This window comes from Paraglaciecola algarum, assembly GCF_021532655.1.
Taxonomy (GTDB): Bacteria; Pseudomonadota; Gammaproteobacteria; order Enterobacterales; family Alteromonadaceae; genus Paraglaciecola; species Paraglaciecola algarum.
Window position 1 is genome coordinate 233,094 of the sequence record NZ_JAKGAS010000005.1, and the last position, 18,101, is coordinate 251,194.

Annotated in this window: 12 protein-coding genes; 3 read left to right on the forward strand and 9 right to left on the reverse strand. The window is 38.8% G+C overall.

Annotated features, from left to right (window positions below; all coding sequences use genetic code 11):
• Positions 1 to 9 precede the first annotated feature (9 nt).
• Together L0668_RS11275 and L0668_RS11280 are read right to left on the reverse strand one after the other, a co-directional pair.
• The gene (locus tag L0668_RS11275) at positions 10 to 1,653 is read right to left on the reverse strand and encodes an acetolactate synthase large subunit (RefSeq protein WP_235312652.1); all 1,644 of its coding nucleotides are present in this window, start codon (positions 1,651 to 1,653) and stop codon (positions 10 to 12) included.
• Between the two features lie 227 nt (positions 1,654 to 1,880).
• On the reverse strand, positions 1,881 to 2,954 hold the full coding sequence (locus L0668_RS11280; protein WP_235312654.1) for a CYTH domain-containing protein: 1,074 nt from the start codon (positions 2,952 to 2,954) through the stop codon (positions 1,881 to 1,883).
• Between the two features lie 170 nt (positions 2,955 to 3,124).
• Between L0668_RS11280 and L0668_RS11285 the strand changes: the two genes are divergently transcribed.
• Positions 3,125 to 3,736: a TIGR04211 family SH3 domain-containing protein gene (locus L0668_RS11285; protein WP_235312655.1), complete on the forward strand. Its 612-nt coding sequence runs from the start codon at positions 3,125 to 3,127 to the stop codon at positions 3,734 to 3,736.
• A gap of 28 nt (positions 3,737 to 3,764) precedes the next feature.
• Here L0668_RS11285 and L0668_RS11290 read toward each other — a convergent pair whose 3' ends face one another.
• Positions 3,765 to 4,889: an enoyl-CoA hydratase/isomerase family protein gene (locus L0668_RS11290; RefSeq protein ID WP_235312657.1), complete on the reverse strand. Its 1,125-nt coding sequence runs from the start codon at positions 4,887 to 4,889 to the stop codon at positions 3,765 to 3,767.
• Positions 4,890 to 5,280: 391 nt separating this feature from the next.
• Here L0668_RS11290 and L0668_RS11295 point away from each other — a divergent pair, with 391 nt between their 5' ends.
• Complete coding sequence (locus L0668_RS11295) at positions 5,281 to 6,936, forward strand: response regulator (protein WP_235312659.1); 1,656 nt, start codon at positions 5,281 to 5,283, stop codon at positions 6,934 to 6,936.
• Positions 6,937 to 7,106: 170 nt separating this feature from the next.
• Here L0668_RS11295 and L0668_RS11300 read toward each other — a convergent pair whose 3' ends face one another.
• Positions 7,107 to 10,901 carry a PAS domain S-box protein gene (locus L0668_RS11300; RefSeq protein ID WP_235312660.1) on the reverse strand — a complete coding sequence of 1,265 codons (3,795 nt, stop codon included), beginning with the start codon at positions 10,899 to 10,901 and terminating at the stop codon, positions 7,107 to 7,109.
• Between the two features lie 96 nt (positions 10,902 to 10,997).
• Between L0668_RS11300 and L0668_RS11305 the strand changes: the two genes are divergently transcribed.
• Positions 10,998 to 11,897 carry a diguanylate cyclase gene (locus tag L0668_RS11305; protein ID WP_235312661.1) on the forward strand — a complete coding sequence of 300 codons (900 nt, stop codon included), beginning with the start codon at positions 10,998 to 11,000 and terminating at the stop codon, positions 11,895 to 11,897.
• A 66-nt stretch (positions 11,898 to 11,963) separates the two neighbouring features.
• Here L0668_RS11305 and L0668_RS11310 read toward each other — a convergent pair whose 3' ends face one another.
• From L0668_RS11310 to L0668_RS11330, 5 genes are read right to left on the reverse strand one after another with little or no spacing between them, the layout of a single operon-like run.
• Complete coding sequence (locus tag L0668_RS11310) at positions 11,964 to 13,289, reverse strand: allantoate amidohydrolase (protein ID WP_235312662.1); 1,326 nt, start codon at positions 13,287 to 13,289, stop codon at positions 11,964 to 11,966.
• 3 nt (positions 13,290 to 13,292) lie between these two features.
• Complete coding sequence (locus tag L0668_RS11315; protein WP_268820319.1) at positions 13,293 to 14,372, reverse strand: adenosine deaminase; 1,080 nt, start codon at positions 14,370 to 14,372, stop codon at positions 13,293 to 13,295.
• An 18-nt stretch (positions 14,373 to 14,390) separates the two neighbouring features.
• Positions 14,391 to 15,641 carry a pyridoxal-phosphate-dependent aminotransferase family protein gene (locus tag L0668_RS11320; RefSeq protein WP_235312663.1) on the reverse strand — a complete coding sequence of 417 codons (1,251 nt, stop codon included), beginning with the start codon at positions 15,639 to 15,641 and terminating at the stop codon, positions 14,391 to 14,393.
• A gap of 1 nt (position 15,642) precedes the next feature.
• Positions 15,643 to 16,476, reverse strand: a complete 834-nt coding sequence (locus L0668_RS11325) for a sulfite exporter TauE/SafE family protein (protein ID WP_235312664.1) — start codon at positions 16,474 to 16,476, stop codon at positions 15,643 to 15,645.
• Positions 16,477 to 16,511: 35 nt separating this feature from the next.
• Positions 16,512 to 18,101 (reverse strand): gamma-glutamyltransferase family protein, encoded by a 1,590-nt coding sequence (locus tag L0668_RS11330; protein ID WP_235312665.1) that lies wholly within the window; start codon positions 18,099 to 18,101, stop codon positions 16,512 to 16,514.

Sequence of the window (18,101 nt, forward strand, 5' to 3'; positions counted from 1 at the left end):
GTATCTGGTTTAAACTGCTTCACTTCGAATACGAAGCGTTTTATTCAGGGTTTCGTCATTCAAGGTGTAATCTACTGGCACATCAATTAAGTGCACACCAGGCTCTGCTAAACATTGTTGAACTTGGGGCAATAAGCCCGCTGCAGAATCAATTCTCCAACCTTTACCACCATAACTTTCTACGTATTTTACAAAATCGGGATTACCATAATCCAAACCAAAATTTTCAAACTCCATGTTGGCTTGTTTCCATTTGATCATGCCATAGGCATCGTCACGTAAAATAATCACCACTATATGTAGGTTCAAACGAACAGCTGTTTCTAACTCTTGGCTATTCATCATAAATCCACCATCACCACAAACGGTGATCACAGGCTTAGTCGGATGTACCATTTTAGCTGCCATAGCTGACGGTAAACCTGCGCCCATAGTGGCTAATGCATTGTCTAACAATAAAGTATTTGGTAAGGCTGCGTGATAGTTACGAGCAAACCAAATTTTGTATACACCATTGTCTAATGTCACTATACCGTCATCTGGCATGGCCTCGCGGATATCTCGCACAAAACGTTCAGGTAAGATAGGGAAGCGATCATCATTTTCACTTTCAGACTTATGCTCAAGGTAAGCTTGGTGAACCTTTGTAAAGAAAGAGAAATCCCAAGTTGGATTAGGACTAATTTGTTCTTTAATTTGCCAAATACTATTGGCAATATCACCTAACACTTCTAGTTGAGGAAAATATACTGGATCAACCGAAGCGGGTTCAAAGTTAATATGTAAAACTTGTCGAATATCGTCATGGCTCATAAAGAAAGGTGGTTTTTCTACTACATCATGGCCCACATTGATGATCAAGTCAGCACTATCGATTACTCTGTGTACAAAATCTCCGGATGATAAAGCGGTATTACCCATAAACAAATCATCACGCTCATCTAATACACCTTTACCTAACTGAGTGGTAACGTAAGGAATACCTGTTTTATCCACAAACTCTCGTAACATCTTAGAGGTTAATTTACGGTTTGCCCCCGCACCAATTAGTAATAGAGGAGACTTGGCATCATGGATCATGGCTGCCGCTCTATTGATTGCTTTGTATTCAGCAATTGGGCGTCTAGATACGCTGGCAGTTAATAGTTGCGCAGTTGTATTTTCAGCGGCAATATCTTCAGGTAATTCTATATGAGCTGCACCAGGGCGTTCTTCATGGGCTAATCTAAAAGCTTCTCTAATAGCCGAAGGGATACGATCACCACTCACTAGTTGAGTTGTGTACTTAGTAATTGGACGCATCATGTCAACTGCATCAATTACTTGGAATCGGCCCTGTTTACTGGTTTTTACGGGTTTTTGCCCAGTGATCATTAACATGGGCATAGCGCCTAATTGTGCATATGCGGCAGGGGTCACTAGGTTAGTCGCACCTGGGCCTAGAGTAGATAAACATACACCTACTTTGCCAGTTAAACGACCATAAGTAGCGGCCATAAAGCCAGCGCCTTGTTCATGTCTAGTCAAAATAAGTTTAATGTTAGAATCTCGCATAGATTCTAATAAATCCAAGTTTTCTTCACCTGGTATGCCAAAAATATACTCGACACCTTCGGCTTCTAAAGCTTTTATAAATAAATCAGACGCTTTCATTGGCGCTCCTGTTTGTTTTGTAGGGTTAAATCCCAATCTTTAATACGTGTATAGAAGATAGGACATATTTTTAAAAGGTCTTAGCCTTTCTTTATTGTTATATTTAAAATCATTTTATTTTCTAGTTTCAAAAATAAACAATTCCTAGACATATACTCCACCTTAATACATATTCCAGTAAAGACACAAAACATGATTATTCAGAACTTTTTGCTATATGCGATCATTCAATTTATGCTTAACGGTTGCCAATTTTCTTCTATTACTAATTGAACTATGTCTAACTGCAATTGAGTCGTTTTAGATTGAAACAACAGCTCTGATATTTTAGTTTCGTAGACCTTGTCATTAGACTGTTTTTCCAGTTCACTATACAATTTAGATATATCTTCATGTAACGTTTTTATTCTAAGCAATATGCTTGCAAAAACATCGCTAGAATTATATTTCCCAAATTGCTCAAATAGACTTTCTAACCCCGACAAGCATGCAATAAACTCTCTGACACTAACACGAGAATAAGTGATAGCCAACGAATCTAAATAGTACTGCAAACAATCTAGCGATTGTTCTGCTAACTGAATAAATTGGCAGTTGTGCAACTTGTTGTGGGTTTTCAATATACCTAAATCTAGCTGAGGTTTTTGTACTGACATCAAATCTGCGAGGCGATATCCCCGCGCAGCTTTACTGTCTTTTCCTATGCTCAAATACATAAATGAAAGTAGTAACCTTGCAAGGTCAAATAAATCCTCTGTTTGGCCTTTTTTAAGCTCGAGTTCTATTTCACATATTACTTTAGATTGTCCGTTGGCCGTTATCAAACCTCGATCCCAAACCATTTCCACTTGGCACGCACGAGGCAAATCCAAGCAATAACTAGTACGAATAAAGCGAGTTAAAAACAACGTAGACAATTGAGTTTGGGTACTTTCCACATCAAAATCTTGGGGCCATGCGGTAGATTCAAATAAAGCCAAATCAGGGATTATTTCAGAATCACCATCTCGATTAGCTAGTTGCACATTAAACTCTGGCCTTTGATGTAAACCGCCTACGGATGTACCTGCCGTTTTAAGGGTTTGCTCAAAGTTTTGACCATTGCCCCTTATCCGTAAGCCAATATCATTTTTACGTAAGATTCTATCTGGAGTGTCAAAATAGTAATTACTTAACTCAAAGGTTTCTTTAACGTATTTACCGTCTAAAAAGGGTAAAAAACTTTTTTCAATTACTTCACCTGCATTATTTGGCGCAAGCAACTTTAATTCTATTTCGTGTTCCATATTTTTAACAATCAAAAAAATTCCTTGCCCACCATAACTTGTCAGTATTAACGGATCAATCTTTTACGTTATACCAATTACAGTAAATAATTGGTATCAGTCAACAGTGGTATTCCAAATAGATACTTGCCTTTCTATTAGTCAAGCAATACCATCTATAGTTGAATTTAAGGAGTAGATTTTTAATGATCCGTAAGCAAATCGTTTTTTTATTTTTGATAGTCACTAGCTGTTTTTTTAGCTTACAGTTAATCGCCCAAGAAAATTCGGCTAACCAAGGCGATGTTCGGTATATTTCAGACGATTTATTTACCTACTTGCATGCAGGCCCTGGACTTAACTTTAGAATTTTAGGCTCGGTTACCGCAGGCGCAAAAGTTACGCTCCTAAAATTAGATAAAGAAAATAACTTCGCCGAAATACTCGACGAAAAAAACCGCAAAGGTTGGGTTAATGCTGATTTTATTAATAAAGACAGTAGTGTCAGAGAATTAGTACCAGGTTTACAACAACAGGTTGAACAGCATCAATTAGACTTACAACAAGAGCTGACTAACAATGACATACTTAACCAAAAAATTTCTGACTTAAACGCTGAAATTAGTTCACTTAAAACCTTGCTCACCGCTTCAGAGCAAACCAAAGCCGAAATTCAACAAACCTTAGATAATTATAATCAAAGTGCAGAAATGGAATGGTTAACTCGAGGAGGGATTTTGGTTATCGTTAGCGTGTTGTTTGGCATTGTCATTACTTATTTACCTAAAAAACGTCGCAGGAATGACAATTGGATGTGATCCTTCTTTTAAACAACCTGCCATTAAATTAATTACCTAACCCAGCAAGGGGATGATCACTTTCATCCCAAATGGATTCAAAGAACCAGTCTACTGTAGACTTAGTTACACCCGCTAAGGTGTTAAATTTCCACTTAGGCTGATGATCTTTATCAATCAATAAAGCACGCACACCTTCTTGAAACTCTCCATATTCAGCACATTTGCAAGACATATTCAGCTCCATTTTAAAACATTCTGCTAAATCGAAAGCGTTAGATATTTGCAATTGATGAAATACCAAGTGAGCAGATAAAGGTGAACCTTTTTGCAAATTAGTCATTCCCTGAGTTAACCAATCATATTGCTGATTTTTTGCCAAAATAAATTGTGTTGCCTCTTCTACATCTTGAGTTTGGGTAAGCTCAATTAACCAATCTTGGTGTGGTTTTAATTGATGTTTAGGTAATTGAGGTATGTGCTGATTTTGTAAATTTTGACAAATATCCGTTAAGGTGTGAGCCGCATCTTGACCTAGCCACTCAGTGCTTTTTAACTTTTCAATTAATTTATACTTAGATTCATGAGATATAAAAAAATCAGCTAGACCTGTATATAGAGCGTCAGCAGCATTTATACTCATACCTGTTAGACCTAACAGTAATCCACTACCAGCGGGCATTTTGTTTAAAAAATAACTGGCGCCCGCATCGGGATATAAACCAATATTAATTTCGGGCATAGCCAAGCGAGAATTTTCAGTTACAACTTTGTGGCTAGCCCCACTCAGCAAACCTAGCCCTCCCCCCATTACCAAGCCATTCCCCCACATTAATATGGGTTTTGTAAAGGTATGGATTAGATGATCTAGCTGATACTCTTGGGTAAAAAACGACTGTAATGAATTCGTTTGGGATAATTTTAGTTTATTTGATACTTGCATAGCATGATACATAGCCACTATGTCACCACCGGCACAAAAAGCCTTGTCTCCTGCACCATCAATCAAAACCATAATAATTTCTGGATCTGACTGCCAGGCTTCTAAAGTAGACTTTAAGCTAACAATCATTTGCTCATCTATCGCATTAAATGCTTTAGGCTTGTTTAAACTCGCATAACCAATTTTTGCTCGGTCTCGGGTTTGTAATATTTGAAAAGTAACGCCTAACACCTAACCTCCCACTTTTTAAATACAATAAATACAACTATATAACCTCTGTTCTGGATTAGGAATGTCGAAAAATTATATTTTTGTTTGATTCCTTAAGTATTCATTACGCTACCACAATTGCACTTCTTATTAGCTAGGGTAAGTCATTCTATTTTTGTTCTTATCAAGGCACTTATTATGTTGTCTAGTCGCTCTAAACCCATGATAAGTAACGCAGAGAGGGGCAAAAAGAGTGTGGTTTACAGGCGTTACTAATCTAGAATGGAGGTTATATACTAATGATCTGATATCTATAACTACTATAAAAATGACTACTATTTTTATAAATCGAGTCTGTTATGCTTAAGTGGTTAATATTTTGTGCATTATTTTCTAGGAATCATCCCATTTTATGTCATTTAGTAAAATAAAAGTTGCGGTAGTTGAAGACAACGGAATGGCTAGAGCAAACTTGCGTAACCACTTATTAGATATGGGGTTTAACGATATAGGCTGCTTTAGTAATGGTCGCGAACTTAAAGCCAATATGCGGAACAAAAGACTCGACTTATTGTTAATGGATTTTCATCTTGGCCAAAATAAAAATGGCGTTGAAGTATTGCAAGATTTGCAGCAACAAGGATATATAAACCATTCTACCTGCATTATGTTTGTGACATCCGATCGACTCCCCTTGATCATCGGGCAAATAGTTGACGTTCACCCAGAAGCTTTAATAGTTAAACCTTATACCATTCGAAATTTGATGAAAAATATTTCTAATTGTTTGAATTTACATCATTACTTGAAACCAGTATATGAAATGATGGACGAGGATAACTACCCACAAGCTTTGGTTGTTTTAGATGCTTTATTGAACGAAAACTCTCGACCAAAACTTAAAAGTGCTTTAATCAAACTCAGAGCGAGGATCTTAACCAAGCTTGAACGACACACAGAAGCCGCTGAACATTACAGAGATATACTTAAACGTTCAGATAAAGTTATTTGGGCAAAATGGGGACTGATCCAGAATTTATTCTTAGATGGACAGGTTGAAGAAAGTGAAACCCTACTACACGATTTAACCGAATCTCAACTCACCAATGACAAAGCCTGTGAATGGTTAGCAAGAATTAGTATCAGTAATAACCAGTACAGCAAAGCTGAAAATTACATGCACCAAATTCGTGAAGGTGAATTATCTATTCCTGCTGCGCGCTTAAAGGCCTACATCTATCAATCTCAACAAAAAGGTGAAGATGCAATTAACTTGCTTGAGAAAAAGCGCGAGTCCAATCGTTCGATTAGAGAAAGATACGATGAAATTTCGTTAGATTTAGCTCGTTGCTATCTAACTGAAGCCGAACTTAAAACGGGTAACGACCGCACCCCCGATATTCAAGTAGCTAAGTTTTTAATTGGCGCGGCAGGAAGAAAACTATCCGACCCAGCCATGGCACAAAAAAAAGATTACATGCTGGCTACCGCAGCTTTTTTAGAAGGCAACTTAGCTAAATCTAATGAAATTCTATCCAGGCCTGGCATGACAGACTTACACGAAGCTGAAATATCTACCATTACCGATGCTATTCACGCTTGGCGAAACATAGGCAATACTGAAAAAGCCAAAGAATACCTAAAGCTAAGTAAAGAAAAATTAAAAAATATTGACGAAGGTAACAGTAAAACCATTAATACTATGATGGTAGCAAAAGGGGAAGAGGCCATAGGAGAAAGAAGGCCAATGGCATTAGAGTTCAATAAAATTGGCCTACAAAAGTTCTCCAAGAAAAAATATATGGAGGCAACCGAAGATTTTTATCAAGCCTATAAATTATTTCCACGAGAGTTAGCTTTTAGCCTAAATCTATTGCAAGGCATGGTAGATGCAGAATTAACAGAGTTTAACAAAATCAAAACCTTAGAGTTTTTAACTGAGTTACAAAGCAGAGAATTAAATGCAGGTAATAAAAAGCGTTTAGACGAAATTGTGCAACGTATAGTGAAGAAAAAACATGTGTATTTTATGGAACAACCTAATCAAGAAACGCAAGAAAACACTTAATATTATTGCTATGTATGATTCCAGCAAAGCTGCACTGGTGCCAACTAAAACAGTAAGTAGTCCATACATAGAAGCCAAGTTACTTAATTCATCGAACAAGACTCCCTTACCCACTGGTGCAAAATTAAACATTGAGAAGAGAACATTTATACTACTCAGAATAGGCTTTATTAAAGCTTCTGAGTGACAATTTTAATTGCTAGCGAATAATCTAACTCTGCCACTGCTTTAGTTAATGCGTCTAATTCATGTTGTGAAAGGTATATTGCTAAACTTTCCATATAGGGTGATAAATCATCCAAGGACATAAATTTTCTCGACTTCAGTTTTTCAATTAAATCACTTTTTTTCAATTGCATAACGATAGAAGAAGTATTATTAACAGAGTTTACCTTAGGTAATTCTTTAGTCGGCAACACCTTTTTAATTCGTCTAAGATCTGCTTGCAACAAGTCGGCTAATTCTTCAACTTTGACTGAGTAGTCATTTTGAGTAAGCTGTTTTTCAACCTTCTCTGCCAAGCTAAACAATTGTATTGCTCCTACTGCACGAGATAAGCCTTTTAAACTATGAACCACGCGCTGCAAAGTCACTTTGTCATTTGATTCTGATAAACTTTTCAGCTTTTCAGGAAAAAATTCAAACTCACAATAAAAACTTACCAGTACCTTTTGATAAAGATTAGGATCATTATCTAGTCTTTGTAATGCATTCTTGATTTCGAAACTTTCAGGACAGATAATGTCCGCTGGGATAGTTTTTACTTTAGACAGAGAGTCCTTGTCAGGCTTAGTTTCACCTAACCAAACACTTAAGGTTTTGCCTAATTTTTCAATATCTATTGGTTTAGCGATATGCCCGTTCATACCTGAATTTTTTACTTTTTCTATATCTGATTTCATTACGGCTGCAGACATAGCCACAATAGGAATAGTCGCTCCTTTATTTAACCCTCGAATAACTTTAGTCGTAGAATAACCATCCATAATTGGCATTTGCAAATCCATTAAAATGAGATCAAAACTCTCCTTTTCGACTAATTCAATGGCTTGTTTTCCATTATTTGCGACTTCTATGTCAATGCAAAATTTCTTTAAAAACTCAGTCGCTACCAATTGGTTAGTCGCATTATCTTCAACAAGCAGTATCCGTTTACCAGTAAAATTAGGTATATCTAATTTAGGTTTTTGCGCCTGAATATTAATATTAGGAAGCTGTTCATTTTGTAAATGAGCAATTAAACGCCTTAATTTAGAATTTAAAATGGGTTTATCAATAAAAGCATCTATGTGCTGGTCAGAAATAAACCTTTGCAAGTATTCATGCTCCTCCCCATTTTTCATCAATACCACTTTAGCCTCAGAGCCTTGTTTAAGTTCAGCTTGTTTTTGGATAATTCGAATAAATTCTAACCCATCTAACTGAGGCATTTTCCAATCCACTATCACTAACTCATAAGGCATAGAAAGTTGAATACTTTGATTCATCAACTGCACACCGTTACTACCACTTGTGCAAGTATCTACGGCAAATCCCCAACTTTTCACTAAGTGGCTTAATGCGGCACAACTTAGCTGGTTATCATCAACAATTAAGGTGCGCATAGGCTGCAGAGTCGTGGAATCAACCATTTGAAGTTTTTTAGCTGGCTGTATGGGCACACTCAAAGAGAAAGTACTGCCCTCACCTAACTGGCTCGTTATGCTGATATTCCCATTCATTAGCTCAGCCAAGCTTTTACAAATAGACAAGCCTAAACCGCTGCCACCGTACCTGCGTAAAATAGACGAATCAGCTTGGGTAAATGATTCAAACAATTTTTTACACTGTTCTTCAGACATACCAATTCCAGAATCAGCAACAGCAAACACCAAACCTTTGTTATGCGCACTAGTGTTAACTGATAATTTAATATGCCCTGTTTCGGTAAATTTAAGGGCATTGCCAATTAGATTATTTAATACTTGGCTTAATCTGAGTTGATCACCTACGTACATTTTCTTAATATCTGGCTGCAGTTCTATTACCAATTCTATAGACTTTTCTTCTGCTAACAGTACAAATAAACCCACTGAATTTTCAATTAGTTGTTCTATATCAAAAGGCTCATTTTCAATTGAAAGCTTTCCAGCCTCCATTTTTGAATAATCTAAAATATCATTTAATACATTTAACAAAGATTTCGACGAATCCTCAACTTTACTCAAATATTCATACTGCTTGTCACCTAACTCCATATCTAACACTAAATGGGTTAAGCCTAAAATAGCATTCATTGGAGTACGTATTTCGTGACTCATGTTGGCTAAAAACTCGCTTTTAGCCTGGCTCGCCTGCTCTGCAGTATTTTTTAACTCTTCTAAATTGAGCTGCATGTGTTTTAACTCTGTTATATCTAAAAAGCTGCCCATTACTTTGGTTACTGTGCCGTTGTCGTCACGAGAAAACTGCACATCTTGTGATAAGAACCAAATCCAATGCCCATCTTTATGTTTAAACCGAAATTCAACTTGAAACACTAACTGAGGGTCAATAGCAGACTCTATTCTTTCAGAGTGCTCTTTGAGGACTTGATGATCTTGTTCATGCACTAGACTTAAAAAGTCACCGCTCTCACAATACCGATTAATTTCATCTAAAGTGTAACCTGAAATAGCGGTATAACTATGATTGACATATTCAATCAACTCAGTTTGTAAGTTGTAGATATACACACCTGTGACCGAAGCGTTAAAAGCAGCGTGAATAAAGTCATCTTTTTCTCTAATCGCTTGTTGCGCGGCACGACTTTTAGTTACATTTTCAAACAATACAATGGCCGTATTGGGATTACTTTGAAAACAAGTCACTTCAAAAATCCCTGCTACCTTGCCATCATTATAAGCAATGGACTCATCTTTCCAGTGCCCGCCTTCCCGTGCAATCCTTTTGTAAACCGTTGGTATGTTAGTGCCCACTACATCAGGAAAACATTGTTCTATAGTTTTTCCTTCTAATGCTTGATGCTCAAATCCCAAAATTTTCTCGGCCGCGGGGTTAAACTGAGTCAAATACAGTTCATCATTTTTTAAAGTAAAAATATGCAATCCTATAGGCAGGGATTCTAAAATACTTCGGGTCATATTTTCGCTGGATAGAAAGGCTTGCTGTGCCAAGATACGTTCTGAAATGTCTTGAAAAGAAGCAAACACTAGGGGCTTTCCCGCATGGTCACGACGATTAAGCCTGACCTCTATAGGAATAATACGACCAGATTTCGTTACCCCAGTGACGGTTCTATCAGACGCCATCAACATTTCTGATTGCTTGGTGTTAAAAAAGCTCTTAACCAAATTGTGATGGGAGTTTCTTTGTTTTGTAGGGACTAAAACATCTATGTTATTGCCTTCCAGCTCTTCCTTTGTATATTCAAAAATATTAACTGCCGCATCATTGGCGACTTGAATTTTACCTTCTTTATCAACCACTAAAATTCCCACATGAGAACTTTCGGTCGACTCCCTTAACATCGCCTCTTGTTGCCTTTGGCTCTCTATCCTAACTCTTTCTAGTTTTTCCTGATGTGCCACTTCATATGCCACTTTAAGATCTTGCTCAGAGGGTAATTTTAAGGCCATTGGCATAGACTGGTAGACCTTATACGCAGTTATACAAGACACGATTGCGGTCAAAAGCTTAGATAGGCCATGAATTCCGTAAGTACCGTGCCAAATAACAAAAATACTGACTAAGTGAGTTATGCCACAACATAATATAAATAGAGAAAATAAAATAAATATACCTTTAAACTCAAGGTCATTGCGCTTTTTTACAAAATAGTAAATCGCCACTGGAATAGAAAAGTATGCGAAAGCTATAAGTACATCAGAAACAACATTTAGCCATAAGATTTCAGGCTTCCACATATAACAATGGCCATGTGGCATATAGTCGGAACGGAACAGTGAATCAAAAATATCCTTCATAACCACCTCTGTGCATTTTTATTTGCAGAATAATTATTTTTAATATAAATACATACCTGTAGTATGGCTATTAATTATTAAGGATGAGTAATATTAATGACTAAATTTTCAGTATTAGTGATTGACGACAACATCACCACAGTCAAATTAATTGCAGATGCGTTAAGTCCAGAATTTGATGTATCCTTTGCCACTTCAGCAGAGCAGGGATTGAAACTAGCCATTGAAAATCCCACAGTAGATGTGATTATTTTAGATATTATGCTACCCGACATGGATGGGTATCAAGTATGCAAAAAGTTAAAAAGTAATTCCATCACCCAAAAAATTCCAGTTTTATTTGCTACCGCTTTAGACCAGACTGCGGATCAACAAAAAGGCTTTGAACTAGGTGCAGTCGATTACATCACTAAACCCATCGAGATCCCCATTTTACGAGCTAGAGCAACCACCCATGCTCGTTTACACCGGCATATTCAAAATCTTGAACATTTAGCCGCTACGGATCCACTTACCTCCTGCGCTAATAGACGTACTTTTAATGATGTATTCTCGTTAGAATGGAAACGTTCGATACGCACAAAAGAGTCATTATCTATGTTAATGATTGATGTAGATGATTTTAAGCAATTCAATGACAATTATGGTCATGGCAAAGGTGATGAATGTTTAGTGACAGTTAGCCGTATAATAGCGAACGCTGCCACTCGACCTGGTGACTTAGTGTCTCGTTACGGAGGTGAAGAATTTGCTGTGGTGATGCCAGACACAGATATTGCTGGCGCTGAAAAAATAGCTCAGGAAATTATCAACAATATAATCAAAGCGAAAATTCCCCATCTTTATTCGAGTATCGAAAAATATGTAACTGTTAGTATAGGTGTGAGTTGCATTAGCCCTATTGCAAGTATCAATAAAGAGTTACTTATAGAACAGGCAGATAAAGCTATGTACCAAGCCAAAGCTGACGGCAAAAATAAATTCTTCTCTGTGTAATAAGAGATTTATGACCATTAATAAGTACTTCCTAAGTTAGCAATAAATTCTCTTACTTGGATTAGATTACTTTGGTTGTTCAAGTTTTTCATTAAATGCTTCTAAGGTATTGACTAAACCTCGTAATGCCAAATCAACATCTTCAACATAAACTAATTCATCTGGGTGATGGCTAACACCACCTTTACAACGCACAAAATACATACCTACATCTGTAATCTCTGCAATGGCCATAGCGTCATGTCCCGCCCCACTCATTAGCTTCACTGGCGGTAAGTCCATTTTTTCTAAGACATCAACTTGCAACTCTTGTATCCAAGGGGCACATTTCACGGCCGAAGCATTATGCACTTCATTCCAATGACTGGTTAAGTTGCGTGCGGTGCAAATAGCCTGAACTTTTCCTTGAATTTCTTTCACAGCCATATCGCGCATATCATCATAATCAGAGCGTATATCCATTGTAAATATCACTTTACCTGGGATCACGTTCACCGCACCAGGTTTACATTCAATGCGCCCAACTGTCGCCACCACAGAATAGTCTTTGGCGACTTGCTCTATAGTTAATATGGCATTGGCTGCGCCTACCAAGGCGTCTTGACGCATATCCATTGGCACAGTACCAGAATGTCCCGCATAACCCGTTAGCTCTATCTGAAAACGTCTAGCCCCAGCTATTGCTGTAACTATGCCTAACGCTCTGTCATGTTGTTCTAATACAGGCCCTTGTTCAATATGCACTTCTAAGTAGCCTAAAAGGTTATCTTCTGCACGACTGGCTAGCTCGACTTTTGCCGGATCAAAACCTACATCGTGAAATGCTTGATCTAAAGTAATATGCTCTTTATCTTCTAAATGCCACCAATCAGGTTGCCAAGTATTGGCCACGGCTCGGCTGCCTAATAAAGTACTACCAAAACGTGTGCCTTCTTCGTCGCCAAAGCCAATAATATCGATATGATAATTAAAAACTTTTTGCTCTTGGTGTAAATAATGAATAGCAGCAATAGCCAGTAACACCCCTAAAATCCCGTCATATTTTCCCGCATTTGGAATAGAGTCTAGGTGTGATCCTATCAGTAAGGTTTGGATCTCTTCCTCACTTTGATATTCATCTATCGGTTTACCAAAATATCGACCACATACATTCCCCGCTTGATCCACCCAAGTTGTCATCCCAGCTATTTGCATCCATGTCTGCACCAGCTGGTTACATGTCATATGTTCTCTAGTCATATAAAAACGACTAATGCCGTGTTCAGTGGCTGAAATACCAGCTAACTCATCACACCATTCCATGACTTGCTGAGCAAGTTCAGTAAAGTTACGTGGCGTAATAATTGCGTTAGATGCAATCGGCTCAATCACAGGTGGAAATCTTAGGTTCATACATTACTTCTCTTTAGCATTAAATTGTTCTACATAGCTAATGAGCTTTTGAAGAAAAAATTGTTTTTGTTGGTCACTAATAAAACTAGCGGTAAAACTGTTGTGGGCTAGCTGAATAGCCTGCAACTGGGTCATAGGGAAGGCGTCAGCTAAAGCAAAAAAGTTGTCATTTAAATAACCACCAAAATAAGTGGGATCGTCAGAGTTGACTGTCACTCGAATATTTTGCCCTAACATTTTGAAAATATTATGTTGTTGTAGATTTTCATACACGCATAAACGCACATTAGACAAGGGACACACAGTTAAAGGGATTTGATGTTGAATTAAATATTCTACTAATGCAGGGTCCTCATCTGCGCGTACACCATGATCAATTCTATCTACTTTAAGTAATTGAATAGCTTGCCAAATATAATCGGGCGGTCCTTCTTCTCCGGCATGAGCCACTATTTTAAAGCCTTCAGCTCTAGCTTTAGCAAATACCCTTTCAAATTTTCTGGGCGGGTGATCTAATTCTGAACTATCTAACCCTATGCTGGTAATTTGCTCTGCCCAAGGCAAGGCACTTTGCAAGGTTTGTTGGGCACTTTCTTCACTTAAATGGCGTAAAAAGTTAAGCATTAATTTATAACTTAAACCAAACTTTTGCTCGGCATCTTTTAATGCTCGCAAAGTTCCGCTGATCACAGTATCAAAGGCAATACCACGCTCAGTGTGAGTTTGCGGATCAAAAGAAATTTCAGTATGTAGAATATTATCAGCTTGGCAATGCAAGCAATAATCCCAAGTCAGATCGTAAAAATCTTGCTCGGTTTGCAACACACTGGCACCTTGATAATACAAATCAAGAAAACTTTGTAGATCAGAAAATTCATAGGCAGCTTCCACTTCTTCAACGGTTTTGTAGGGCAAAATGACCGAATTTTTCTCAGCAAGGTCAAACATCATCTGCGGAGAAATCGCCCCGTCAATATGCAGATGTAATTCGGCCTTTGGCATGCCAGCTAAAAACGCTCGGCTGGCAAGAGTTTCCGCGCCTTGTAATTTAGCTAATTGATTAAATTCAGTCACTATTTGCATCGTTCTTTTCCATAAAATTTAAAGTTGCCCGTAAAAATTCAAAGCCGTATCGGCACCTGCATTGGCTTGTAACTTATGACCTGCACGGGTTAATACTGACTCTAAGGCCACTAAAGTTTGTAAAACTGCATCTTTTCTAGCGTTGTAGCCCATAGTACCAATTCGCCAAATTTTACCGTGCAGTGGGCCAAAGGATGTACCTATCTCAATGCCGAAATCCAGCAACATACTTTGACGAATAGCTTCTCCGTCAACCCCTTGTGGTATGTAAACCCCCACCACATTGGTCATCTTATGGGCTTGATCACCAAAAAGCGTTAAGTCCATAGCACTTAAGCCTTTAGCCATAGCATCACCGTGTTGTTGATGGCGAGTAATGACCTGCTCTTTGCCTTCTTCTAATAAGATCCGCGCGCATTCACGGGCGCCGTACAACATAGTGGTAGCTTCCGTGTGATGATTGAGACGCTCTTCTCCCCAATAATCCATGATCATGCCAAGATCAAAATAATTAGATCGGATAATTTGGCCTTGACCCGCTTGATGTTGGTCTGTGCGAATACCGGCTTCAATATGTTTTCGTTTTTTAATAGTGGCGACAGCTTTATCGCTCAAGGTCACAGGCGCGCTGCCCGATGGGCCACATAAACATTTTTGCAAACCCACAGACACAGCATCAAGTTGCCATTTATCTGTTAAAAACTCATTACCACCAATTGAGGCTGTAGCATCAGAATAAAACAATACATCATGACGTTGGCAAATCTCACCCAATGATTCTAGAGGTTGCAACATAGTGGTGGAGGTGTCTCCTTGCACTACCGCCAAGACTTTTGGTTTAAACTTTTTAATAGCATCTTCGATTTCATCAGGCGTGAATACTTCGCCCCACTCCTTTTCAATCGTATGTACCTGAGCACCACAGCGCTGGGCGATTTCAGTTAACAAATGGCCAAAACGACCAAACACAGGTACTAAGACTTTATCCCCAGGCTCAAGCATAGACACCAATACAGCTTCGATACCGGCTCTAGAAGTACCATCAACTAAAAATGTCCACTGATTGGCTGTGCTAAATACGCCTCGATAAAGCGCCATAGTTTCATTCATACATGCAGTCATGGCCGGATCATATTGTCCAACTAACTGCACAGACATTGCTCTCAAAACTCGTGGGTCAACTGTGATTGGCCCAGGCCCCATTAACAACCTAGGTGGCGGTGAAAATGGACGTAATAACGGAGAGGCTGGTGTAAAAGATTCTGACATTTTAAGCTCCTAATAATTGATACAGCATACGAGAGCCGCTGATACATAAAAATAATGCGAAGATGCGCTTTAGCATAGCTGAGTTTAACTTAGCACCCAGTTTGGCACCTACGGGTGCTAATAAAACAGTTAATGGCACAATACAAAGAAAGCCTGCAATATTCACTAACCCTATAGTGGCGTCAGGCGCATCGGCAGGTGTAGCAGCTAATAACATGGCAATTGCACCAGGCAATGAAATCAATAAACCAAATACCGCCGCTGTGCCAACCGCTTTATGGGAAGGGTAATTACAGGCGCTCAACATAGGCACACCAATCGTACCTCCACCTATGCCTATCATCACAGAGAAAAAGCCGATACAAGATGCCATTATGCCTTGGCCAGCCATATTCGGTAGTTGTTGTGCCAAGGGTTTAGCATTGGCTCGAAACAACATGTTCATAGCCACTAAAATGGCAATCAAACCAAACAAACCACTAATTAGCTGACCATCTATTCTGGTGGCCATAGCACTACCAAAAATCACACCAATCACCATAAAAGGCGCCCAACGTTTTATCAATGGCCAATCAATATTGCCTCGACCATTATGGGCTTTAATTGACGAAATACTGGTTGGCACTATGACTAATAACGACGTACCAGTTGCCACTAAAATTGCGGTTGCCGAAGGTACACCCAACATTTCTAATACAAAATAAAACACAGGCACTATGACAATACCGCCGCCCACGCCTAATAAACCGGCTAAAACTCCGGCAATACAACCTGTTGCCATCATAGCCAATATAACGGGTAACCATTGTGAGACTAAATCTGAAAAGTCATTCATAAACTATTTATTGCTCCTACAAGCCAAACTGTTGATTATGTATATTTTGCGCTAATTTTATCTACTAGACCTGCACCATCACTGCGATGGTCGCTGGTAGCCTCCACTTGACCAGTGCTCGACAATACAATTGCCCCAGCATGACCCATTAATTCATTTACTTTATCTACTGATCTAAGCTGATGACCTTTGTCTATTAAGTCTTTACCTAAATCTGCAAACAAATCTTGTTCCATTTTTAAGTCGTGCTCGTCACTGCCCCAAGTTCGACCTAATAACCAGCGGCCTTTATTTACCGACTCAGTTAAACTCAGGTTGTCATATAAATAGCGACTAATAATCGCGGCTTGAGTTTGTGGTTGGCCTTCACCGCCCATAGTGCCGTAGCTCATTCTGCGGCCATCATTTAATACGGCAAACGCTGGATTCAGAGTATGAAATGGTTTGTATCCGGGTTTAAGGGCGTTCACATGTTCTGCTTGCAAACTAAAACTGGTGCCTCGGTTATTCCACACCAAACCATATTCTGGCAGCACCACACCTGAGCCAAACTCCCAATAAATACTTTGAATAAAGCTCACCATAGTGCCGTCTTTATCAACACAGCCCATCCAAATAGTGTCACCTTCAGCTGACTCTCTAGGCCATGGCATAGCTTGTTGGCTGATATTTTTGGCCAAACTGATGATATTTGATGCCGACAACAAATTTTGCCAGTTATTAGATAACCTGCGGGGATCACACACTTCTTTGTCACGTACCAAAAAGGCTTGTTTAGTAGCTTCTACTAGACCGTGGACTTTTTGTGCTTGGCTCCAATCTTCTTGGTAAATTTCATCGTATATCGCCAGAATAAGTAATGAAGCAATCCCCTGAGTAGGCGCGGGTAAATTATAAAAAGTGCCTTTACTGGTGGTGACTGACAAAGGTTGCAACACCTTGGCTTGATAACTTTGTAAGTCAGATAACTGAATAGGGCTACCTGCATTAGTCAAAGACTTAGCTAATTGTTTGGCTATGTCACCACGATAAAAACTGTCTAAACCTTGCTCGCCTAATTCAGTTAAAAAGTGGGCTAGTTGCGGGTTTTGTAATAACTCGCCTTGTTGTAACGTGCGACCTTTTGGTTCAAACACCGCTTTATATTCAGCTTCAGCGCTTAAATCTTCTGATACTTTTTGACTAGCATGTTGCAAACTTTTAGTGACTTGAATGCCATTTTTCGCAAGCTCAACTGCTGGTGCTAACAAGTCTTTTAATTCAATAGAGTGAGAAAACTGTCCTGCGTATTCACGGGCTTTTTGCCAACTATCTAGCGTGCCACCCACTGTTAGTGCAGCCAAGGCACCGCGGCTAGGTATTTGTTGGTGACCAAGATTTTTATAATATTCGATACTGGCATTTTGTGCTGCAAATCCACAGCCATCAATACACACAGGCGCTTCACCAGGCTTTTGGATTAACCAAAAGCCATCGCCCGCTAAACTGTTCATATGTGGATACAGCACACTAATGGCTGCGGCACTTGCCACCATAGCATCAACAGCACTACCGCCTTGTTTTAAGACTGACAGGCCAATTTCACTGGCTTTCGCGTGAGGCGCGGTAAAAGCAATATTAGGCAT